Origin of the sequence: Undibacter mobilis (genome assembly GCF_003367195.1) — a bacterium.
Taxonomy (GTDB): domain Bacteria; phylum Pseudomonadota; class Alphaproteobacteria; order Rhizobiales; family Xanthobacteraceae; genus Pseudolabrys; species Pseudolabrys mobilis.
The window spans coordinates 341,262-361,534 of the sequence record NZ_QRGO01000001.1; the positions used below are offsets into that span (position 1 = coordinate 341,262).

Annotated in this window: 20 protein-coding genes and 2 tRNA genes; 7 read left to right on the forward strand and 15 right to left on the reverse strand. The window is 62.0% G+C overall.

Features of this window, described 5'->3' with window-relative positions; all coding sequences use genetic code 11:
• Positions 1-24 precede the first annotated feature (24 nt).
• From DXH78_RS01620 to DXH78_RS01630, 3 genes are all read right to left on the reverse strand, one after another.
• Positions 25-1,020, reverse strand: a complete 996-nt coding sequence (locus DXH78_RS01620) for a Bug family tripartite tricarboxylate transporter substrate binding protein (RefSeq protein WP_168192674.1) — start codon at positions 1,018-1,020, stop codon at positions 25-27.
• A gap of 305 nt (positions 1,021-1,325) precedes the next feature.
• Complete coding sequence (locus DXH78_RS01625; protein ID WP_115515427.1) at positions 1,326-2,078, reverse strand: SDR family oxidoreductase; 753 nt, start codon at positions 2,076-2,078, stop codon at positions 1,326-1,328.
• A gap of 57 nt (positions 2,079-2,135) precedes the next feature.
• Entirely contained in the window at positions 2,136-3,065 is a 930-nt protein-coding gene (locus DXH78_RS01630) for a hypothetical protein (protein WP_147292554.1), read from the reverse strand.
• Positions 3,066-3,336: 271 nt separating this feature from the next.
• Here DXH78_RS01630 and DXH78_RS01635 point away from each other — a divergent pair, with 271 nt between their 5' ends.
• Entirely contained in the window at positions 3,337-4,278 is a 942-nt protein-coding gene (locus DXH78_RS01635) for an IclR family transcriptional regulator domain-containing protein (RefSeq protein WP_168192675.1), read from the forward strand.
• A gap of 11 nt (positions 4,279-4,289) precedes the next feature.
• Here the strand turns inward: DXH78_RS01635 and DXH78_RS01640 are convergent, their stop codons facing one another.
• Positions 4,290-4,751, reverse strand: coding sequence for a nuclear transport factor 2 family protein (locus DXH78_RS01640; RefSeq protein WP_115515430.1), 462 nt, complete (start codon positions 4,749-4,751; stop codon positions 4,290-4,292).
• A 20-nt stretch (positions 4,752-4,771) separates the two neighbouring features.
• On the opposite strand from DXH78_RS01640, the gene DXH78_RS19730 reads away from it, so the two are divergent.
• On the forward strand, positions 4,772-4,924 hold the full coding sequence (locus tag DXH78_RS19730) for a hypothetical protein (protein ID WP_168192676.1): 153 nt from the start codon (positions 4,772-4,774) through the stop codon (positions 4,922-4,924).
• A 72-nt stretch (positions 4,925-4,996) separates the two neighbouring features.
• Here the strand turns inward: DXH78_RS19730 and DXH78_RS01645 are convergent, their stop codons facing one another.
• From DXH78_RS01645 to DXH78_RS19735, 5 genes are all read right to left on the reverse strand, one after another.
• Positions 4,997-5,668 carry an energy transducer TonB gene (locus DXH78_RS01645; RefSeq protein ID WP_245416699.1) on the reverse strand — a complete coding sequence of 224 codons (672 nt, stop codon included), beginning with the start codon at positions 5,666-5,668 and terminating at the stop codon, positions 4,997-4,999.
• A 298-nt stretch (positions 5,669-5,966) separates the two neighbouring features.
• The gene (locus tag DXH78_RS01650; RefSeq protein WP_115515432.1) at positions 5,967-9,554 is read right to left on the reverse strand and encodes a TonB-dependent receptor domain-containing protein; all 3,588 of its coding nucleotides are present in this window, start codon (positions 9,552-9,554) and stop codon (positions 5,967-5,969) included.
• A gap of 95 nt (positions 9,555-9,649) precedes the next feature.
• The gene (locus tag DXH78_RS01655; RefSeq protein WP_245416700.1) at positions 9,650-10,648 is read right to left on the reverse strand and encodes a FecR family protein; all 999 of its coding nucleotides are present in this window, start codon (positions 10,646-10,648) and stop codon (positions 9,650-9,652) included.
• An 87-nt stretch (positions 10,649-10,735) separates the two neighbouring features.
• Positions 10,736-11,251 (reverse strand): RNA polymerase sigma factor, encoded by a 516-nt coding sequence (locus DXH78_RS01660; protein WP_115515434.1) that lies wholly within the window; start codon positions 11,249-11,251, stop codon positions 10,736-10,738.
• Positions 11,252-11,757: 506 nt separating this feature from the next.
• Positions 11,758-11,877, reverse strand: a tRNA-OTHER gene (locus DXH78_RS19735).
• Between the two features lie 96 nt (positions 11,878-11,973).
• Between DXH78_RS19735 and DXH78_RS01670 the strand changes: the two genes are divergently transcribed.
• Positions 11,974-12,603 carry a flavin reductase family protein gene (locus DXH78_RS01670; RefSeq protein WP_115515436.1) on the forward strand — a complete coding sequence of 210 codons (630 nt, stop codon included), beginning with the start codon at positions 11,974-11,976 and terminating at the stop codon, positions 12,601-12,603.
• 27 nt (positions 12,604-12,630) lie between these two features.
• Here the strand turns inward: DXH78_RS01670 and DXH78_RS01675 are convergent, their stop codons facing one another.
• Positions 12,631-13,635: a Bug family tripartite tricarboxylate transporter substrate binding protein gene (locus DXH78_RS01675; protein WP_115515437.1), complete on the reverse strand. Its 1,005-nt coding sequence runs from the start codon at positions 13,633-13,635 to the stop codon at positions 12,631-12,633.
• Between the two features lie 162 nt (positions 13,636-13,797).
• Between DXH78_RS01675 and DXH78_RS01680 the strand changes: the two genes are divergently transcribed.
• Entirely contained in the window at positions 13,798-14,124 is a 327-nt protein-coding gene (locus tag DXH78_RS01680; protein WP_245416701.1) for a tyrosine-type recombinase/integrase, read from the forward strand.
• A 2-nt stretch (positions 14,125-14,126) separates the two neighbouring features.
• Here the strand turns inward: DXH78_RS01680 and DXH78_RS01685 are convergent.
• Both DXH78_RS01685 and cpdR read right to left on the reverse strand, forming a co-directional pair.
• Positions 14,127-14,201 (reverse strand) — tRNA-Val (locus DXH78_RS01685).
• Positions 14,202-14,295: 94 nt separating this feature from the next.
• Entirely contained in the window at positions 14,296-14,655 is a 360-nt protein-coding gene (gene cpdR / locus DXH78_RS01690; protein WP_115515438.1) for a cell cycle two-component system response regulator CpdR, read from the reverse strand.
• Positions 14,656-14,955: 300 nt separating this feature from the next.
• On the opposite strand from cpdR, the gene DXH78_RS01695 reads away from it, so the two are divergent.
• Both DXH78_RS01695 and hisN read left to right on the forward strand, forming a co-directional pair.
• Positions 14,956-15,831, forward strand: a complete 876-nt coding sequence (locus tag DXH78_RS01695) for an N-formylglutamate amidohydrolase (protein ID WP_245416833.1) — start codon at positions 14,956-14,958, stop codon at positions 15,829-15,831.
• A gap of 405 nt (positions 15,832-16,236) precedes the next feature.
• Positions 16,237-17,019 carry a histidinol-phosphatase gene (hisN, locus tag DXH78_RS01700; RefSeq protein WP_115515440.1) on the forward strand — a complete coding sequence of 261 codons (783 nt, stop codon included), beginning with the start codon at positions 16,237-16,239 and terminating at the stop codon, positions 17,017-17,019.
• A 15-nt stretch (positions 17,020-17,034) separates the two neighbouring features.
• Here the strand turns inward: hisN and DXH78_RS01705 are convergent, their stop codons facing one another.
• The gene (locus DXH78_RS01705) at positions 17,035-17,979 is read right to left on the reverse strand and encodes an alpha/beta fold hydrolase (RefSeq protein ID WP_115515441.1); all 945 of its coding nucleotides are present in this window, start codon (positions 17,977-17,979) and stop codon (positions 17,035-17,037) included.
• A gap of 275 nt (positions 17,980-18,254) precedes the next feature.
• On the opposite strand from DXH78_RS01705, the gene DXH78_RS01710 reads away from it, so the two are divergent.
• Positions 18,255-18,704, forward strand: coding sequence for an Hsp20 family protein (locus tag DXH78_RS01710; protein ID WP_115515442.1), 450 nt, complete (start codon positions 18,255-18,257; stop codon positions 18,702-18,704).
• Between the two features lie 76 nt (positions 18,705-18,780).
• Here DXH78_RS01710 and DXH78_RS20185 read toward each other — a convergent pair whose 3' ends face one another.
• Positions 18,781-19,470 carry a hypothetical protein gene (locus DXH78_RS20185; RefSeq protein WP_115515443.1) on the reverse strand — a complete coding sequence of 230 codons (690 nt, stop codon included), beginning with the start codon at positions 19,468-19,470 and terminating at the stop codon, positions 18,781-18,783.
• Positions 19,471-20,202 (reverse strand): DoxX family protein, encoded by a 732-nt coding sequence (locus DXH78_RS01720; protein ID WP_168192677.1) that lies wholly within the window; start codon positions 20,200-20,202, stop codon positions 19,471-19,473. It lies immediately after the preceding gene.
• Positions 20,203-20,273: the final 71 nt, after the last annotated feature.

Consider the following 20,273-nt stretch of genomic DNA (forward strand, 5'->3'; position numbering starts at 1 on the left):
CCCAAATCCTTGCCGCGGCCTACGTCACTTCGCCGCGACTTGCTCGATAAGCGCCTTCCAGCCCTTGGTCTGGCGCTCCATGAAAGCCTGCGTTTCGGCAGCGCTGTAGTCGAGCTGCTCGATAGCGACTTCGGCGTAACGGTCCTGCACGGCCTTGGTCTTCAGCGCCTCGCGCGACTTGGCGTTCAGATACTCGACAATATCATTGGGCGTGTCCTTGGGAACGAACATCGCAACCCAGGAGTCGATGACGTAGTCCTTCACGTCAAGCTTGTCGATCGTCGGCACGTCGGGCAGGAACGACGACTTCTGCGGCGTGGTGATCGCGATCGGCGTGACGCTGCCCGCCTTGATAAACGGCATGATCGAGCCGCTGTCGGCAATGGTGGCCGAGGCGCGCCCGGCGACGACGTCGTTGATGGCGTCCACCGAGCCCTTGTAGGGCACGAGCGTCATCGCAAGGCCGGATCGCAATTCGAGTCCCCTGCGCGCCAGATCCCCGACGCTGGTCCAGCTTGCATAGGTCAGCTTGCCGGGATTTTCCTTGCCGTACTTCATCAGTTCGGAGAAGGACTTGATGTTGAGATTGTTGGCCACCACCAGAACGTAAGGCGTGTAGCCGATGATCGCGACTGCCTTGAGATCGGTCAGCGGCTTGTAGTCGGCCGCCTTGTTGGTGAACGGGTTGATGGTAATCGTCGAGGCGACGCCCATCAGCACGGTGTAGCCGTCCGGATCGGCGGCGATGCCCTGCTTGGTGGCCGGGATGCCAGCCGCGGCGCCGTTGTTCTCGATGATGATGCGGCGATTGATGATCGGGCCTATGGCACCGCCCCAGATACGCGTCTGGGTATCGGCGCCGCCGCCGGCGGCAAAGGGTACGATCGCGGTGATGTTCTTCGCCGGATACTGCTGCGCCAAAGCGGTGCCAGCCGCGAACGTCGTGGCAGCGAGGGCGGCTGCGATCGCAAGGCCTCGTAACGGCCGGGCGGTCGTCAGGATCTCCGAGGTTCGCTTCATCGTCGTCTCTCCCTTTGATCGTGTCATTGCATGGCCGCGCGCTTGTTGTCGCCCGCGTTGTGACGAGCCGAATCTGGCGTTCCGGGACGGACAGAAGGCCGAGCGCCTCTTCATCCCGGAGCAGTTTCGGCGGCTGGGCGCGATGCTAGAGAAATCTGGACCGCGGCCCACCGGCCAAACGCTTAGTTTCGGACAATGAAACAGGGTCGGGCGCGACGACGTCGCCAAAAGCAAAGAGCGGCCAATCGATTGGCCGCTCTTTGAGGATTTGCCCCGGTCCAGCCTCGTGGACGGTCGCGGTGTTCCTAGCGCTGCGCGCCCATGACGTCGAGAACCGCGCCCGTCACGAGCGAGGCCTTGTTCGACAGCAACCAGATGATGGCTTCCGCCACCTCTTCCGGTCGCCCGGCGCGGCCCAACGGGTTCTTGGCGGCGAATTCCTTGACCCGGTCCGCTTGCCCTGCCTTGGCGTGAATGGGCGTGTCGACCATGCCGGGGCGGATCGAATTGACACGCACGCCGTCGCGCGCCACTTCGACCGCCAGGCCCTTGGTCATCGTGTCCACGGCGGCTTTCGAGCCGGCATAGTGGATGAAGCGGCCCGGCGAGCCGGTCAGCGCGCCGATCGACGAGATGTTGACGATGCTGCCGCCCTTGCCGCCGAACTTGGTCGACATGCGCTTGATACCCTCGCGGCAGCAGATCAGCACACCGATCGCGTTGACCGCATAGATATCCATCGCTTCCTGGAAATCGTAGGTATCCGCCGAGCGATGGTTGGTCCCGTTGACGCCGGCATTGTTGACGAGACCCGTCAGAGGACCGAACGCCTTGTCACATTCCTCGAACATGCGGACGATATCGGCTTCGGATCCCATATTGGCCTTCACCGCGATCGCCTTGCCGCCGAGCTTCACGACATCGGCCACGACGCCGTCGGCCAGCTCCTTCGAGCTGTTGTAGTTGACGACGACATGTGCCCCGGCGGCGCCCAGCATGCGCGCCGTGGCGGCGCCGATGCCGCTGCTCGCACCGGTAACAATAACGACTTCCTGCATGAAACCTCTTGTCTTGCGAAACGATGTAATGGCGCAAAGGCGCCGGCGTTGATTGTGTCAGCCCGGCTTCTGCCAGCTCAAAAGCGTACCCCCGGTCTTGACCTTGTGTTCACCCTCGACGACGGGAAGCGGATACTCGTCCTCGTTGATCACGAAGCCCTTCTTCGACGCAAAGTCCATGCGCGGCGGGCAGAAGATATCGTAGAGCGAGCTCGATGGCCCGTCGGTGCCAATGCAGCGGCTGGTGTGGATGGCGTAGGCCGGAATGATCACGACCGACGGCGTTCCCATCTCGGCATGATCGTCAGGCACCCAGCTGCTCATGTCGGCACCCCAGTTGTAGCGCATATGGTGTACCCATGTGCCTTCGAAGCAGAGCGAGCCCTGCTCGAAGTCATCGTGCCAGTGCGGACTGAGGGAGTTCGTCGGCCGCCGGGTGAAGAACTGGCCGAACAGATTGACCATCATGTTGGTCGAACGGAAGCAGCGCGGCTGAATGCGGTCGCCTTTCGGATCGAGATATTGCGCCAGCGGATAGTGGCGCAGCTTGAAGCCGCCGACCGGCGCCGGCCACAGATCGGGCGCCGCCAGTTCCGGCGCGCCATCGGCATAGACGGACGCGTTGACCGCCAGGGCCATGATGTCGGTCGACGCCTTCGAGAAAATCCGTGCCACCTTGCCGGCGCTGCGCGCCACCACCCGGCTCTGGCCCGGCGGCACGATGGTCAGCGACTCCGGTTCGGCGTCGACGGTCTGGCCGCCCGCTTCGATGGCGATCGAGGCGCCGCCCGGGGGCAGGATCACCATGTACTCTTCGGGGTTGTTGTCACGCGCCAGCACGGCGCCCGATTTCACCTCCGAGACGCAGACGGCGAAATTGCCGCCGCGCGTGATCCACGTCCGGGCCAGGCCGTCCTTGCTGATCTCCTGAGGTTCCTGGTCGGAAAACACCGACTTGGTCGCCAGTCGCCTCGACAATCCGCTCATCGTCGTCTTCTTCCCTTGGCCATGCATGGATGCCCCCGCGCAGGGGCTGCGCCGAGCCTGTGCCCGAATATGCGGCAGGAGAAGATGCCGGGGCAGCGCAATCCCGTCGAATTTCGGGTAATGAAATGACCGATGCTTGTACCGACCAGGCCGGGCTTTGGCCGCGCGCGGCCTTATCCTCGTTGGAGTGTCTTGGTATAATTCTGTCAAAAGCGGCAAAAGCCCTGATCCACCTTGGATTTTGCGGCACCGCCGGGTGAAGGGAGTTCCAGTGAACAAGATCGTCCGCAGCCTCGCCGAGGTCGAGCCGGTCAGCGGGTCCGTCCCAGACCTTGTGCCGTCGACCATCCACTGCCGGACCAATTCCCGGCGCGGCCACACCAACCCTCTCGATCGCTCCTATCCGCCGGTCAACGCCGTATGCCGGGCCTTGCACGTGCTCAAGGTGGCGAACCAAAAATCCATTGTCACGGTCAACTCCATCCACGCCGCCACGGCGATCCCGCGGCCGACCATCGTGCGCATCCTCGAGACCCTGATGCACGAAGGCTATGTCGTCCGCGACAACATGTGCGGCGGCTACCGCGTCACGCAGAACGTGCTTGAACTGTCGGCGGGCTATGGCGGCATTCCGCGCGTCATCGAAATCGCGCGGCCGCTGTCGATCGGGCTCACGCGACAGATCAAGTGGCCGATCGGGCTCGGCGTCATCGACGGCGATGCCATCGAGATCGTGTACTGGACCGGCACCATCAGCCCCGTGGTTCACACCAACACGGTGCTGGGCAAGCGACCCGACCTGTTCCGCTTCGCGATGGGCCGCGCCTATATGGCATTCTGCGGCGACGACGAACGCGAACGGCACATCGCACGCATGCGCAAGGAAATGCCGGACGAATTCGGCGCCAATGAAGAAGCCGCCTTCCGCCAGCATCTCAAGCGCGCGCGCAGTGCCGGTTATGCCATGCGAGATCCGCGCACCGAGCCCGCGCGCATGACGACCTTCGGCGTGCCCTTGATGGAAAAAGGCAACGTCGCGGCGGTGATGTCAGTGAGCTTTTTCACGTCATCGGTACCGCAGAAGGACGTGAAGAAAGCGGTGTTGAAGCCGCTGATCGAGACCCGGCTCAATATCGAGCACGCTCTGGCTTTTATCAGCGACCGGCCGCATCTCGACGCGACTGCCCGCCGCGAATACGACGTGAATATCTAGCTGCCCCAGGACTACTTGTTGTCGAGCACCGGATTGGTCGGCGGCGTGCCGCCTTCGAACAGCGGATCGAATTTGCGATAGGTGACTTTCCAGCCGCTGGCGGTCTTGATCAGGCGGTCTGTCATGTAGGCGATCTGGATCGGCGGATGCGTCGGGAGCACCGGCTTGCCGTCGGCGGCATAAAGCATCATGAACCAGTGACAAATCGCCTTGTCGGGACCGCCGTCGAAGAAAGCCTGGAAGTTGATCACCGAGTGCACGACGGTACGGTCGCCGCGATCTTCGCGCCACTTGTAGAAGGCGCGGATCTTTTCGCGGCCCTCATATGCCGCTGCAGAGCCGATGAATTTCGCATCCTCGGTATAGTAATCTGGAGCGTTGCGTCCCCAGTTGGTATCGACGTCATGCCAGTAATCGATCACCAGGGCATGAAGCAGTTGCGTCAACTTCAGCCGCTCGTCGTCGAATTGCATCGCCTGTCCTTCGCACTGCCGTGGCTATCGCCGCTTCGTACCAAAGCGGCATCGGCTGGCGTGGGCAATTACTGACTTTTTCGATGCGTGAAACAGGTGCGCGGCGCGCCGGCAGAACGCGCCTCGACGATGAGGACGACCTGCAGGCCTTCGCCAGCGCAACATTATGGTGAAAACAGAACAATTGCGGCCGTCACTCCAAACTGTGCACTTCAGCGTGAATAGTCAGCCTCGCACCGCCAGGATCAGTTCGTGTTGAAGCGAATCGGGACCGTAATGCTCCGGTTAACGCCCGGCGGCGGCGGCGGAACGGGTGAGGCACGCCGCACCATCGCGAGCCCTTCTTGATCGAACCCGCCAACCCCCGATGATCTTGCCACCGCAACGTTCAGGACATTGCCTGCATTGTCGATGGTGAAGCGCACATACACGATCCCCATTCGTGCCCCAGCATCGCCCGGATAGCGTTTGCGGGTTTCCAGATGCGCCATCAGCCGTGACTGCCAGGTCGCAGGCGACATCGCCATGCCTTCGGATGTCTGCGCAGCAGCGAAGCGGTCCGATTGCCGCGTCTGCAACTGCGCCTGCCGTTTTGCGTTCGATGCCCTCGAAGCACGTTGAGAGGTGGACGCCTTTTGCCTCGCAGGCTTCGGCTCCGGTTTCTTCGCCGGTTCGGTGCGCTCCGGCGGCAATTTGACCTCCGCCTCCTCGATTACCGGCACCTTTTCCTTTGAAACTTCATGCTCGACGGTCTTCTCGTAGCTCGGATCTTTCGCTTCCTCGGCCTGAGGTTTCTGCGGCTCGTCCTGCCGCTTCCGCTCTTGCGCCGCCGCGTTTTCGTCTGCCGACGTCTTGTCGGACGCAATATCGGTCATCTCAGCCTGCATGGCCTCCGGCGCGATGGCGAGTTCGAGCATGATCGCCGTAGGCGGCGAGCTGTCTGCGGCGACAACCGGGTCCACATGCAACATCCAAGCGACGACGCCGACATGCGCCGTTACCGTCACCAGCGAGGCGCCCGACCAGATCAGCGCTGCGGTCGCCTTGTCACGGCGCGACGTCCCAATGCCGCAACCGATCATCGAACGCCCTGACTTCCGTGTGCGGACCGTATCGCGAGCGTCGTCGCCACTGGCTGGCTATGCGTCAAGATCATTGACCTTGGCTGGCTGGTGGCGATGGCTATGCTGACCGACACTGATTGGTTTCACGCGATCAGAAGCGATAGTTGACGCCGAGCCGGATCATCGGAATATCGACCTTGCTGAACACGCGGCGGCCGGTAACCGTATTCGCCGTCACCGGATAGCCATAGTTGTTGGCGTCTACGACACCGGCTTTGGCGTTGGCAAACACCATCGGGCCTTCTTCAGCAAATCGCGCCAGCAGGTATTCACCCTTCAGCGACCACGACTTATCGAGCGCATATTCAAGACCGCCACCGATGACATAACCGGTACGCGTCCGGGACGCTTCCTCGGTAAAGGTCGCCGCCGTTGTCGTGAAACTTCGCGAGACTGTCGCATATTGCGTGCGTTCGGCGTCGTGACGCATGAAAGCAAGACCGCCGGTGCCGTAAACCATCAGACGGTCATTGACCGCATAACCGAGACGGCCGCGCAAGGTCGACAGCCACTGGACGCTCTCCTTCTGCACCGCTTCATACTGCCGCTGGCGGAACAGATTACTGCCGAAGTTCTCGGTTGCACCTTCGGTCGCGTAGGTGATCTGCGAACCGCTCATTTGTGTCTTGGCAATGTCCGCTTCGACACCGACAACCATGCGGTTGACAAACTGGTGATTAAAGCCGGCGTGGATGCCAAAAGACATGGCGTCCAGATTGAAGTCCGGCGATTCGGATGCGCCATAGCGGCCGCTGGTGCCATCGAGCTGCGTCGTCCGGCCGGTGATGTCGGCGTAGTTATACGCCCCATTGACGCCGGCGTAGAAGCCGCTCCAGTTGGCTGCGGTCCGGGCCGGTGCAAACACGCGCCCCAGCGATGCAGGCGATGCGGGTTCGGCGCCGCCGAACTTCCCGGTCATGCCGAAGCGCAAGGTGCGGCCCGGACTTGGTTGTGCGACGAGGCTGAGCGGATCGACGTAGTATTGGTCGTTCAGGTTCTCGACCGACGTCCACATGGTGACGTCCCTGGTCAGCTTGTACTCGGCGAAGACATCGAACAGCCAGTAAGGCTGCCATACGATCGGGGAGATGATCGCGGCCGCACCGTACTGTACAGCGCCGTACTTCACCGAGCGCGGGCCGGTGTGACTGACGCGGGTGCCGACCGTAAGGTCGTCGTTGAGCAATTTCTGTGACAGAGTCAGATTGGCCGAATATTGCGGCGGCACCTGATTGGTCGCGTAATCTCCCGACAAGGTCGACGCCGAGCATGAATTGGGGATGGGGCAGAATTCGACATTGAGGTAGTAATTCGCCGCCAGGTCCGCGCTGAAACCGCCGTTCTCGTAGCGGCCGGAAAATTCCAGTCCCGAGAATTTCGCGCGATCGATGTTGAGGATCGTCAGAGCCGTATAGGCATAGCCATAGGTCGGATCGACGAACTGCCGGCTCTGGCGCGCGACGTAGTCCTTCACATTCCAGTTGAAGTAGCCGAACTTCATCATCGCCTTGTCGTTCGACGAGAAGAGACCGGTCTTGTCCAAGTTGACGCCGAATTCCCAGTTGTTCGAACGCTCCGGACGCAGGTTCGGATTGACGACCAGCGTGTAGGCGGCAACGGTCTCGAATAAGGTCGGCATGCGCAACGCGCTCGAGTAATTGGCATATAGCTGCGCGCCCTTGATCGGCTCCACAACCACGCCGCCGGACGGACTATAGCCCTTGTACTCGCGCGACGCGTCCGGATTGACGTAGGCGGCGTTGGTCTGCGTGCTCAGATCAAGCGACGTACTGCGCGAATAACGCAGGCCGCCATTGAGCGTGAGCCAGTCCACCGGTTTGTAGGCGACCTTGCCGAAGAAGCCGGATTCACTGCGGGTGCCGTCGCGGGTCGGAATACCCAATGTGAGCTGGCTCGAGTAAGGCGTCGGCTGCGTTGACTCGTGGATATAGGAGAAGCCGTAGGTCAGGTCGAACGACCCGAAGCGATTGAGCGACAGGTGACTCTTGTTGCTGACGTCGCCGCCCCACATCCGGGCGTCGTTGCCGGTCTTGTAGTCACGCGGCAGGCCGAAATCTTCCGGCTTGGCTGCGGCCGAACTGACGCGCAACGGTGTGCGCAGCCTGAGTGTCGTCAGCCACAGATTGGCCTTCAGATCGACAAAACCGTTTTCATTGGGTTGAAAGCGATAGCGCAGTGTGCCGGTGTCGAGCTTGGTGTCGTCGGACTGCGTCTGTTCGACCGCCTGCGATCGCGTACTCCCGAATAGCGACGCCAGCAGATCACCCGCCTGCGCACGATAACCATTATAGCCGAGTTGCAAGCTCTGACCGTTGTTATCACGCAACGTGCCCTTGGCGATCCACGATTCGGTGTTCAGCCAGGTGTTGAGAACCTGCTCGCCGGCGCGATAGCTCGACAACCCGCCGTTCTGATAAACGTGAGCGTAGGAAATCGGGTGCGGTGGATAGTAGCATGTACCGCTTGGATAGCAGAGCGGCTGTGGGCCGGTATCGATCACCTGCGCACCGGGACCATTCTTACCGGCGAAATAATTGCCCTGCTGCCGCTTGGCGTAGCCCCACAGCAGATCGTAATTCTTTTCCTTGATCGCCGCGATGGTGCTGAAAGAACCACTGGTCGGCGTCAGTGCATTCGGCCGGTCGAGTCCCGAGGCCTGCGCCGTTGGGACCGGATAAGGCTGCGGATCGCTGACATAAGGCATGGGCCAGGTGTAACCGCCAAGAGAGCCCGGCTTTGGCGCCGTCGTATTGGTGCCGAAACCGCCCTTAACCCAGACGCCCCACTTTTCGCCCGGTTTCACGACATCGTTCGCGCCCAATGTGCGCATCGACACGGTGCCGGCAATCCCGCGCGAACTGGCGTCCGAACCTTTCAGAATATCGGCGCCCGCCAGAAGATCGGGGTCGATATAAGTGCGGTTAGAGATGCCCTGATAGCCCTGATAGACGGAGAGGCCGTTTTCTGCGCCATCGACATTGACCGCGACGCGCCCCATGCCCTGCATGCCGCGCACGTTAACGTCGATGCTGCCGCCACCGTTACGCGCTTCACCGGACAGCACGCCGGGCGTGCCGCGGAAGATGTCGGCCGGCGACGAGCCGCGGAAACGCTCGATGGTCTCGCCCGAGATATGGCTCACGGGCGCCGGTGTCTGATAAGGCGCTTCGACCGCGGTGCGGCCGGTGCCGTAGACGTCGATCGTATCGAGCATCAGCGTTCCGTCCGACGCCACCGCGCTGTTGGCATTGAACGCAGCGGAATCAATCAGAGCAGCCGAGCCCGCAGCGCCGATGCGCACATCGATGCCGGTGCCGGCAACAAGCCGTTTCAGTGCCTGCGCCGGCGGCATGTCGCCGACGATCGCCGCCGATGTCTTGCCCTGCACCAATGCCGTCGAATAGCTGATCTGCCAGCCCGTCGCGCGAATAAAAGCCGTGACGGCCGACGACAAAGGCTGTGCGGAAATCGAAAAGCGAACAGTTTGACCGGCAGCCGCCGTGCGGGCGCCTTGCGCATGGGCCGGTGTTGTCTTTGTCGCCGCGGTCCCGAAGCCAAGCACGGTCGTCGACAGCAGCAGAATGCCGAAACGCCGCAAACCACCGATCGTGCTGGCGGCTCCATTCACGCGCGACGAAGCCGGAACCACACCGTCCATTTTAGAAACCCTCTTGTCTGTCTCGAGGGCTTCGCAATCATCCGTCCCTCATGAAGCTGACGTTTTGAGGGACGCGATCCGGAAAATTTCTTTTGCTATCTCAGAATGACGACACTGCCCGGCAAACGAAGCATCGTGATGCCGGCCGCATCGGCCAATGTGCGCATCGCGCCTTCGATGTCGTCGATGCGATAATTCCCTGACACCGCAAGATTCTTCACGCTGTCGCCGATGACAATCAGAGAACCGGGATAGTAACGACGCAATTCGTCGACGACATTCGCGAACGGTTCGTTATCGAACACGATGCGTCCGTCGCGCCACGCCAGGGCATGGGCGAGATCGACCGGCGACACCATGATCGACGCAGCGGTCGCAGTCGCCATTTGCCTCGGTGCAAGTGTCGACTTGTCGTGGGCACTTGCCGAACGCCGCACATCGACCACGCCGCGCTCGAGAACGACCTGATCCAGTTTATCCAGCGTCTTGACGGCAAAGGCCGTGCCCTTGACTTCAACATCGCCGAAATGCGCGGCAACGCGGAAAGGGTGTTGCGGATCGTGGCGCACGTCAAAGAAGGCTTCGCCCTTCAGCAAATGAACATTGCGTCGGCCCGCGGCGAAATCGATCGCGACGGCGGAGCCACTGTTCAGCATCATCGTCGAACCATCCGGCAACGTGACCGTCGATTGCACACCGGCCGCCGTCACGTAATCCGCGTTCAACCACAACTGCAGACGGGGAAATTGCCAGACACCGATAGCCAGAATAGCAATCGACGCGGCCAGCGCCATTTGCCTCGATACGCCGCGCGAGCGGCGCACGGCAACAGGCGGCGTTGCCACAGACTGTCCCGGCGACAGGCTTCGGGCCGATTTTTCGAAAGACGGGGAAGCCCACATCGCCTCGATATTGCGAAATTCGGCCCCATGACTCGGGCTGCGCGCGAGCCAGGCCTCGAAGGCCACCCGCGTCGCGCCGTCGGCATCGGGCTGGCGCAACCGGATGACCCAGTCCAGCGCCTCGTCGGCGACCGCGTCGCCATGCGCGAGCCCCCGCCCCCCGTTCTTGTCGTTGACATCGTCGCGCTTCAAGCGAGCCATCCAGTTGATGCAGCCGCAGCCTTATAGCCGAGACGTCTCGCGGTCTGGAATTGGCAAAAAAAGCGAAAGGAGTCCCGGCTATCGGGATTCGAGCCGGGCAAGCGAATCGCGGCAATGGGCCAGCGCCAGCTTGAGGTCGTTGAACACTGTGCGCTCGGAGACACCGAGGTGCTCGGCAATCTGCGCGTTAGACCAGCCTTCGATACGGCTGAACCGCAGCACGGTCTGAACCCGATCCGGAAGTTGCGTCATCGCATTCTGAAACGTGCGCAGCCGCTCTCGCTCGATCAGCTCCGTTTCCAGCGACGGAATGTCGGCGGGAATGTTGCTCAACTCCGTCTCGGTCGGGCGGGCCGCGCCGAGCTCGCCCCGCGTCTTGCGCCGGCGCAAATAGTCGATCGCCAGATTGCGCGCGGTCTGGTGAAGGAAGGCTTCGATGTGCTCGATGCGGCCGGCTTCGAACGCTTTGCGGGCCCGCAGATAGGCATCCTGCGCCAGATCCTCGGCGGTCTGCCGGTCGCGTACGATACGAAACACCGCCCCCATCAGGGCGTTCCGTTGCACCAGAAACACCTCATTCAACAAAGCAGACATCGCACAACACAACCAACGCCCGGCGCCAAAACAGCGCCACCGCGTCAATGGTGTTAAGGCATCACTAAAATCTACGCAACATCAATGATTTAGAGAGAGTCAAAACAATGCTACGCGCACGGCGCACTCTGGGAATGGCTGCACTCCAACTGACCGCGCCCTGAACTTTCATCCAGGAGCGATTAGAGTCTCGGCGGATGTACGCCGTTCCGGCGCATCGCCTGTCCTTCGCACTGCCATGGCTATCGTCGCTTCTTACCAAAGCGGCATCGGCTGGCGTGGGGCAATGACTGACTTTTTCGATGCGCGCAACAGGTGCGCGGCGCGCCGGCAAATGGCCTCGACGATGAGGATGACCTCGACGGCAGCATCACGCGCGAAATCTACGCGGGATTCTCATCGAGCTTTCTGCTGCGCGAGGCTGCGGCAGCACCGGAATTCGCCGACCAAGCTTCAACGAACCTGGAGACCGCTATTCAAAGGGCGGATAACCATCTTGAATTAGATGGCGAGCGCGACAGGGATCGAACCCGTGACCCCTTCCATGTCAGCGAAGCCGCCGCCGAAGCTGTAGTGAGTTCAAATTGCGGACCCGGATGCGAAAGCGATTAAAATAAGACACGCCCGCCCGCACCCGGGAAACACCCAACGCGCATGTTCACTGTGCAGACTGTACGAATGCATTAGGGTCAGTCCGCGCAGCACTCTAGAATGAATGCATCATGTTCTACCAACCCTCAAGAAAAGATCACGGCTTGCCGCACGACCCCTTGTCGGCTTGCATCGCCCCGAGGCCCATCGGATGGATCAGCACTATTGACAACAACGGGGTTTCCAACCTCGCGCCGTTCAGCTTTTTCAACGGCGTGGGCTACAACCCTCCGACGGTGATGTTTTGCCCGAACGGGCGCGACGTGAACGGAGACTTCAGTCACACACTGGTCAATGTGGAACAGGTCCACGATTTCGTCGTGAATATCGCCACCTACGATCTTCGGGAAGCGATGAACTTGACCAGCCGCCAGTTGCCGCCGGGCGCGAGCGAATTCGCGCTCGCCGGCTTGACCGAGGCGCCATCGCGATGTGTGAGGGCGCCGGGTGTCGCGCAATCGCCGATCCGACTCGAATGCAGGCACTTGCAGACAGTCCACCTGCCGTCGACGATACCAGGCTACCCCTTGAACATCGTTTTCGGCGAGGTAGTCGGCGTGCACATCAGTGAAAGCGTCCTCACGGACGGCAAGGTTGACTACGGCAAGCTGCGGCCGATCGCCCGCCTGGGCTATCGGCAGTTCGCCGTCATCGACGCCGTGTTCGAAATGCAGAGCGAGACGTTTAAATATCGCCCTTGAGGGGAATGTGCGTCTCGCTCCGCAATCTCAGTTCTTCGGAATTTTGATTTCGTCTATAAGCGCAGCCCACTTGATATAGTCTTCGGATGCGGTCGCCTTGAATTCAGCAGGCGTGGTCTTCTTGATGGTGGCGCCGTAATCCTTCGCCGTATCATGCATGGCCTGGGTGTTCTTCGCCGTGTCGGTCATGTCCGACAGCTTGGTCAAAACGTTTTGCGGAAGCTTGGCGGGAGCGTAGATGCCGTACCAATTATCGGCCGTGTATTTCGGGAACGTCTCGCCGACAGTCGCCACATTGGGAAGCAGCGCCGATCGGGCTTGAGAAGTCACGGCTACCGCCTTGAGTTGCCCGACCTCGATGTAAGGCATGGCGTTGCGGATTGGCATGATCTCGACCTGAACCTCTCCCTTGAGAACCGCCGGCAACGCTTCCGCGCCGCCTTTATAGGCTACGCAAATGATCTTCGTGCCGGCGATGACGTTCAGAAGCTCCGTCGCCACGTGCGAGAAGCTACCGACACCCGCCGTCCCGGAATTGAGTTCTCCGGGGCGCGACTTTGCAAGGGCGACAAGATCGGACAGTGAGTTTACCTGAAGGCTCGGATGCGCAACGAGAACGTTGGGGACTTCGATCAGCAGGCTGATGGGCGTCAGGTCGGAGACTGGATTGTACCGCGGGACCTTGGCCAAAGCCGGTACAAAGCTGTTCGTGGAATTGTCGCCGATCAGCAGCGTGTAGCCGTCCGCGTCGGCGTTGATAACGTTCTGAGTGCCGATCAATCCGCCGGCGCCGGCGCGATTTTCAACGATGACAGGGTGCCCCCCGATCTTCTCAAGTTCGCGCGCGAAGCGCCGTGCAACGATGTCGGTGCCCCCGCCAGCCGAATAAGGCACCACAAGCTTGATGACACGTGTCGGGAAATCTGCCGTCTGCGCGTGAAGCTGGACGTTCCCCATCTCGCCGAAGAGAGCAACAATCAAGCCAAGGAAAATGTATTTTCGCATTGTCACGCCGCTCCATTGAAAAAACATCTCGCACCAAAAGCACAAGCCGATTTATTCAACCTCCGGCGTTGCGGCCGAATAAATCATGCGCGTCAGGTCGCACGACAACGCTAGAGCGAATTTCGACCATGACAATTCGTATTTACTGCTTGGTCGATTGCGCCCGTCTATAAATTCAGTGCAAACCGATTGAAGAAGCCCCCGCTCCTCAAGCAAGGAATGTGGCGTGCGTTCGGCAGAGAAACGCGGCATCACTGGCCGTGCCTCGCACATGGAGCGGCCGGTTTCGCCCACATCTTCCGGCACTCGGCCGCCGTGCACATGGCAGAGGCCGGCATAGCGATGGAGGTGATTGCGCAACTCCTCGGCCACGAGGATGTCAGCGTCACGCGCGAGATTTATGCAAGATTTCCGCCGACCTATCTGCGGGAGGCCGCAGCGGCGCTCGCATTCGGCAATGCTGGTTCAACGAACCTGGAGACCGCCACTCAAAGGGCGGATAACCATCTTGAATGAGATGGTGGGCGCGACAGGGATCGAACCTGTGACCCCTACCATGTCAAGGTAGTGCTCTCCCGCTGAGCTACGCGCCCTTATCGAGGGTGGTCTTTATCGGCTCCGATCCGGGGTGGCAAGGGCCTGTCTGAAGGCCTCGGCTGCCGGACGAGGGAGCTGCCGGGCGGCCCCTCAGGCCGCCAGCATCTTGTGGACCTCGTTGACGAGGTCGCGCAGGTGGACCGGCTTGGACAGAACCTTGGCCTGCTTCGGCGCGGTCGAATCCGCGTTCAGGGCCACGGCGGCAAAACCGGTGATGAACATGATCTTGATGTCGGGGTCGAGTTCGGCGGCCCGGCGGGCCAGCTCGATCCCGTCCATTTCCGGCATCACGATATCGGTCAGCAGCAGTTCGAAAGGTTCCTCGCGCAGCCGCTGATAGGCCGACAGGCCGTTGTCATAGGAGGTCACGTCGAAACCGGCGTTTTGCAGCGCCTTGACCAGAAAGCGCCGCATATCGGTATCGTCTTCGGCCAGCAAAATCTTCGACATTGGACCTTCCGGTGCCCCTTCTCGCCAGCCTTGAACCCCATGGCCGGCCGGCGCTTTCCGCGCGCCGTCGCCTCATAAGACTTGTCCCGGGTAAATAACGGGTGAACCCCAAGCTTCGCTTGGCATTACCCCCGGGCGGATGGACAATAGACCGTAACATATGCCCAAAACAGGGCCGTTTGCCCGCTCCGCCGCGGCTCCGGCCCCGGGGCGTCAATTTGGGAACACCAACCACCGATGAGCGATGCCCGTCCCGGAGCCAACCGCCAGGAGCTGAATCCGGACCCCGATCGGGGCCAGATCCAGGATTTCGACCCGCCGTTCGAGATCGTCGAGTCGGCGGCGCTCGCCGGGCCGCTGCTGTTCAATTCGCCGCATTCCGGCGCCATCTATCCGGAGGCGTTCCTGCGGCTCTCGCAGCTCGATGTCGCCACCTTGCGCCGCTCGGAGGATTCCTTCGTCGACGAATTGTTCGCCGGCGTGGTGGCGCAGGGCTATCCCATGATGCGCGCGCATTTCCCGCGCTGCTTTGTCGATGTGAACCGCGAGCCTTACGAGCTCGATCCGCGCATGTTCGAAGGCCGCCTGCCCTCCTTCGCCAATACCCGCTCGATGCGGGTGGCCGGCGGGCTCGGCACCGTCGCCCGCGTCGTCGGCGACGCGCAGGAAATCTATGGCCGACGCATTCCGGTGGACGCGGCGCTGGCGCGCATCGAGAGCCTGTACAAGCCCTATCACCGCGCGCTGCGGCGGCTGTTTTCGAAGCTGCACCGCGATTTCGGTTACGCCATCCTGATCGATTGCCACTCGATGCCCTCGACCGCCGGCCAGCGCGACGAGCGGCCGCGGCCGGAATTCGTCATCGGCGACCGCTACGGCACCAGCTGCACCGGCGCGGTGACGGAGGTGATCGAGCAGACCTTGCGCGAACTGGGCTACACGGTGAGCCGCAACAAGCCCTATGCCGGCGGCTTCATCACCGAGCATTACGGCAATCCGGCTGCCGGGCTGCATGCCGTCCAGCTCGAGATCAACCGCGCGCTCTACATGGATGAGCAGCGCCACAAGCGCACCGCCGGGTTTGAGCGATTGTGTGAGGATATTGGAAAGCTGGCGAACTGCGTTGGCGAGATTCCGCCCGGGGAGCTGCAGCCCTATCGCGCGGCCGCCGAATAACGGGCGGCCCCTAGCGGGCGGCGTTCCGACATCCCAAAAGATGGGCAAGAAAAAAGGGCCGCTCGCAATGCAAGCGGCCCAAGTCTAGGGAGGAAACGCCCAAGGAGGGCAACGGTATCGCTACCGCATTGCGGTAAGATACGCCGCACCGCACAAAGCGCAAGCGCGGATACGTGTTTTCCCATGCATCCAACGCATATCGATCTACTAAAATCGCAATATATGCTTTCGGGCTATGCATAAATATTGCGGCTTGCCCGATTGCATCGCAACAAACTGTCGCCACCCGAGGCTATTTGGACACTTCGCAGCATTGTGCCGCTATGCCGATCAAGAGGCAGTCTGGGCGACTTTTGCGAGTGCCGGGCGCACCGCTGGCAATGCCCTTAGAGCAAAAGGACGAATATGACGGCCATCGATTTTACCAGCTTCGTCGACCGACTAGCCGCCGTTTCGGGCGAAACCATTATGCCCTTCTTCCGGTCAGCGTTGACCGTCGAGAACAAGAAGGCCGGTGGCTTCGACCCGGTCACCGCTGCCGACCGCGCGGCGGAAGAAGCCATGCGCAGCCAGATCCGCAAGGCCTTCCCCGAACACGGCATTCTCGGCGAGGAATACGGCTCGGAGCGTACCGATTCCGAATATGTCTGGGTGCTCGATCCGATCGACGGCACCAAGTCTTTCATCTCGGGCATGGTGGCCTGGGGCACGCTGATTGGGCTGATGCGTTTCGGCGAACCGGTCTACGGCATGATGCACCAGCCGTTCACACGCGAACGCTTTTCCGGCGACAACGGCGCGGCGCTTTATCGCGGCCCGACCGGCAATCGCAGCCTCAACGTGCGGCCCTGTACCGGGCTTGACGATGCGCTTCTCTTCACCACCAGCCCGTTGCTCATGAAAGAGACCGACCGTGCGCAGTTCCGCAAGGTCGAGAACAAAGTGAGGCTGTCGCGATATGGTGGCGATTGCTACGCGTATTGCATGCTGGCGGCCGGGCAGATCGATCTGATCATCGAAACCGAACTGAAGCCTTACGACATCATCGCTCTCATCCCGATCATCCATGGCGCCGGTGGCATCATTACCACGTGGGAAGGCACGCCTGCGCAAGGCGGCGGCCGCGTCGTGGTCGCTGGCGACAAGCGCGTGCATGAGGCGGCGTTGGAAATCCTGAACCGGGTATAGGCCAGTCTCTGCCGATTAGTACCGCGGCGTGCCGGGCACGAAGGCGTCGAAGGCAGCCCAGAATTGAGCGCGATACTGATCCTGCTCCTGCAGGATTTCGTGGCGTGCACCCGGCAGTATGAGATGACGGCCCGCAAGCAGGTACATACCGAAATCCTCGATCGCCGGTGTCCACACCACCTGATCGTAACCTGCGGCGACCAACAGCATCGGCTGGCGGATGTGCGCAGCGTAGGATGGATTGCTGAAGTCCCGCATCTGTCGCAGTGCTGCGTCGGCCCAGCCGATGGTCGGCGGCCCGAGGGCAAGATCCGGCTCCTCGGCAAGGATCGCTAGATTACGCGCAAACCGCACCGGGTCGGACGTCAGCACATTGCCGACGAAATCTTCTGGACCGGAGGGTTGCTGATCGCCGCCGGGGATATAGGCTCCCCCTCTCCCCATCCAACGCATCAGGCGCGCCATCGGCGCCGCCATGCCTGCAAACCGCCGCGGCGGCAAAGCGAGCATTGGCGCGGACAGTACGACGCGCTCAAACCACCGCCTTCCGTCATGACAGGCGCGGATCGCCACCGCGCCACCCATCGAGTGCCCGAGCACGAAATAAGGCGGCGGACAATCCGGCAACACCACCTGTTCCATGATGGTGTCGAGATCCATGGCGTACTGCGCGAAGTTACGCACGTAGCCCTTGCGCCGGTCGGAGAAGGCACGATCGGAGAGACCTTGTCCGCGCCAGTCAAAGGTCGCGACCGCAAAGCCTCGCGCGCGCAGGTCACGCACCGTCTCGAAATACTTTTCGATGAACTCGGCACGGCCCTGAAGAATGACCACTGTGCCCTTGCGCCCCGGCGGCGGCTCCCAACGGCCATAACGCAGCGACACGCCGTCTGGCGTCTTGACGACGCCGGCAAGGCCGTTCTCGGGCACTGGATTGGCCGGGATGGAAACGAATTTCATGAAGAATCAAACTGCGCGCGGCGATGTTCAAGGCGTTATAGGCCATGCACCGGCAAAGTGTGAGCCGGATTTGAAATCGGGCCGCCGCTGGATCGTAGAACTAAAAATACCAATATTTCAATGTCTTGCATGTCCGGCGCGGGCCCCTTGAAGGCCCGAAAAACTGCCCCATATCAATCGGGCGCAGGCCACTCCATGGCTGCGCGCGGGACGGTCCGGCCATCAGGCGGATTGCCCGAAGACCAACCTCAAGTCGCTCACAGGAGGACTTTGACATGCGTACTTTCGATCTCTCTCCCCTTTACCGTTCCACCGTCGGTTTCGACCGGCTGTTCTCGATGCTCGATGGCTTTGAAGCCGCGCCGGGCTATCCGCCCTACAACATCGAACGCACCGGCGAGAACGCTTACCGCATCACCGTTGCGGTCGCGGGTTTCGGCGAGAACGAGCTTTCGATTGAATCGAAAGAAAACACCCTCACCATCAAGGGCGCCAAGCAGACACAAACTGCGCAGAACGGCGAGGTGCTGTATCAGGGCATCGCGGCGCGCGCCTTCGAGCGCGCATTCCAGCTGGCCGATTATGTGACGGTGAAGAATGCCGCCCTCGAGAATGGCTTGCTGCACGTCGATCTCGTGCGCGAGATCCCCGAGGCCAAGAAGCCGCGCCAGATTCCGATCAGCAACGCTCAGCCCCAGGTGGTCGAGACCAAGGTCGCTGCGTAACGGCAACGCCTGACCTCCAGAATACGACAAGCGCCCCGGATGCCCCGGGGCGCTTTTTTATTGGCAAGAGCGGACCTCAGTCCTTCGGCTCCGGCGGCGCGAGGCGTGGATCGCCCGGCGGCGGCAGGTGATCGTCGTTGTCATCGACGGCACCCGGCAGTGGCGTCATGGGATCCGGCGCGGCGGAATCAGCCACCGGCGCTGCGACAGCAACGGGCTTGGCGGCCGGAGCCGGCAAAGGAGCCGGCATGGGCGGCGGCGTGAAAGTGGTGAGCGGCTCCGGCGGCGGGGGACGCGGCTGGCCGAAACGCGGGGTTGGCCGCAAAGGTGACGGTCCGTCATGAATCGAGGCGGTCGGCGGCGGTGGCGGCGCGCTTAGCAGTGCGCGCTTCGGCCCGCTCGGTTCCGGCTCCGGCGGAGGCGGCGGCTCGGGCAGCGACGCGCTGAACGGCTTGCGGCGCGCCGGCTCGTTCTTTTTCGATTGCGTCTTCGGCAACGGCTCGGCGCGCGACGCGCGCGGCGTGGCCGGCCGCTCGACGCGACGCGGACGCACCGGCGGCGCCGCTTCTCCAGCGTCATCGTCGTCCAGGTCGTCAGGCGCCGTGGTTCGCAGGCTCGCTTGCGTGCGGCGCAAGTCGTCGCCCGGCTGCGGCACCACGATCACACGCGGCGCGCTCAGCGTATAATAGGTGTTGTCCGCCCACGCCGCCGCGCTGGCGACGATAACCGCCGCCGACGCCATCGCGATGGTGAGCCGCCGTTTCAACTAGCGCCTCACCAATCGGCGGATCAGGTGGTCGAACGACGCCGGGCCCGGGCCTTGGGACACCAGCACCAGCAAAATGGCCGCCCAGTAGATCTGCGCCGTGGCCAGCGGATCGGGGGCGACGAAGGCCAGGATCATCGCGGTGATGACCAGCAGGCCGAGCGCGGCAAAGCGCGTGCCCAGCCCGATCACCAGCATGATCGGCAGAATGAACTCGGCGTAGCTGACGAGATAGGCCGCGATCGCCGGCGGCACCGGCACCAGCGGATATTGCGTGGCGAAGGCGGAGAAGGTTTCCGGCCGCACCGCCGTCGGCACCGTGACGGCGAAATTCCAGCCGGTCAGGTAATAGTTGGTCAGTTCCGCGACATTCACCGGCAGGCGGATGCCATCGATGCGCGTCTGGCCGTCGACGAAGAACACACGCGCCATCATCAGGCGCAGCACGAAAGCCACGGCGGCGTAAGGCACGAAGGCGCAGGCCGAGACGAAGCTCTCGATCAGATTGACCAGCACCGGGCGTTGCGAGCGGCGCGCGCGCTCATGGGCGCGGCGGGCGATCGCAGCGCTGGCGGACAGCCCGGCGGCAACCGCCGGCGATTGCCGGACGATATTGTTGGTGGACAGGTCGAGCGGCGCGGGTGCCAGGGCGGTCAGCCGGTCGGCCAGCCGCTCCATCGCAGCGGCGCCCGCAGCGCGGTCAGCCATCGTCTGCGCATTTGCAATAGACATGAGGGGTCTCCGAAACTTCTGAGACACCATACCGAGGCGCCAAAACCGCGCCGCTGTTTCCCGTTTTCACC

Bases quoted from the DNA above. Each gene is read 5' to 3' on its own strand.
- DXH78_RS01620 (WP_168192674.1), bottom strand. From the start codon at position 1,020: ATGAAGCGAACCTCGGAGATCCTGACGACCGCCCGGCCGTTACGAGGC.
- DXH78_RS01625 (WP_115515427.1), bottom strand. From the start codon at position 2,078: ATGCAGGAAGTCGTTATTGTTACCGGTGCGAGCAGCGGCATCGGCGCC.
- DXH78_RS01630 (WP_147292554.1), bottom strand. From the start codon at position 3,065: ATGAGCGGATTGTCGAGGCGACTGGCGACCAAGTCGGTGTTTTCCGAC.
- DXH78_RS01640 (WP_115515430.1), bottom strand. From the start codon at position 4,751: ATGCAATTCGACGACGAGCGGCTGAAGTTGACGCAACTGCTTCATGCC.
- DXH78_RS01645 (WP_245416699.1), bottom strand. From the start codon at position 5,668: ATGCTCGAACTCGCCATCGCGCCGGAGGCCATGCAGGCTGAGATGACC.
- DXH78_RS01650 (WP_115515432.1), bottom strand. From the start codon at position 9,554: ATGGACGGTGTGGTTCCGGCTTCGTCGCGCGTGAATGGAGCCGCCAGC.
- DXH78_RS01660 (WP_115515434.1), bottom strand. From the start codon at position 11,251: ATGTCTGCTTTGTTGAATGAGGTGTTTCTGGTGCAACGGAACGCCCTG.
- DXH78_RS01670 (WP_115515436.1), top strand. From the start codon at position 11,974: ATGTTCTACCAACCCTCAAGAAAAGATCACGGCTTGCCGCACGACCCC.
- DXH78_RS01675 (WP_115515437.1), bottom strand. From the start codon at position 13,635: ATGTTTTTTCAATGGAGCGGCGTGACAATGCGAAAATACATTTTCCTT.
- cpdR (WP_115515438.1), bottom strand. From the start codon at position 14,655: ATGTCGAAGATTTTGCTGGCCGAAGACGATACCGATATGCGGCGCTTT.
- hisN (WP_115515440.1), top strand. From the start codon at position 16,237: ATGACGGCCATCGATTTTACCAGCTTCGTCGACCGACTAGCCGCCGTT.
- DXH78_RS01705 (WP_115515441.1), bottom strand. From the start codon at position 17,979: ATGAAATTCGTTTCCATCCCGGCCAATCCAGTGCCCGAGAACGGCCTT.
- DXH78_RS01710 (WP_115515442.1), top strand. From the start codon at position 18,255: ATGCGTACTTTCGATCTCTCTCCCCTTTACCGTTCCACCGTCGGTTTC.
- DXH78_RS01720 (WP_168192677.1), bottom strand. From the start codon at position 20,202: ATGTCTATTGCAAATGCGCAGACGATGGCTGACCGCGCTGCGGGCGCC.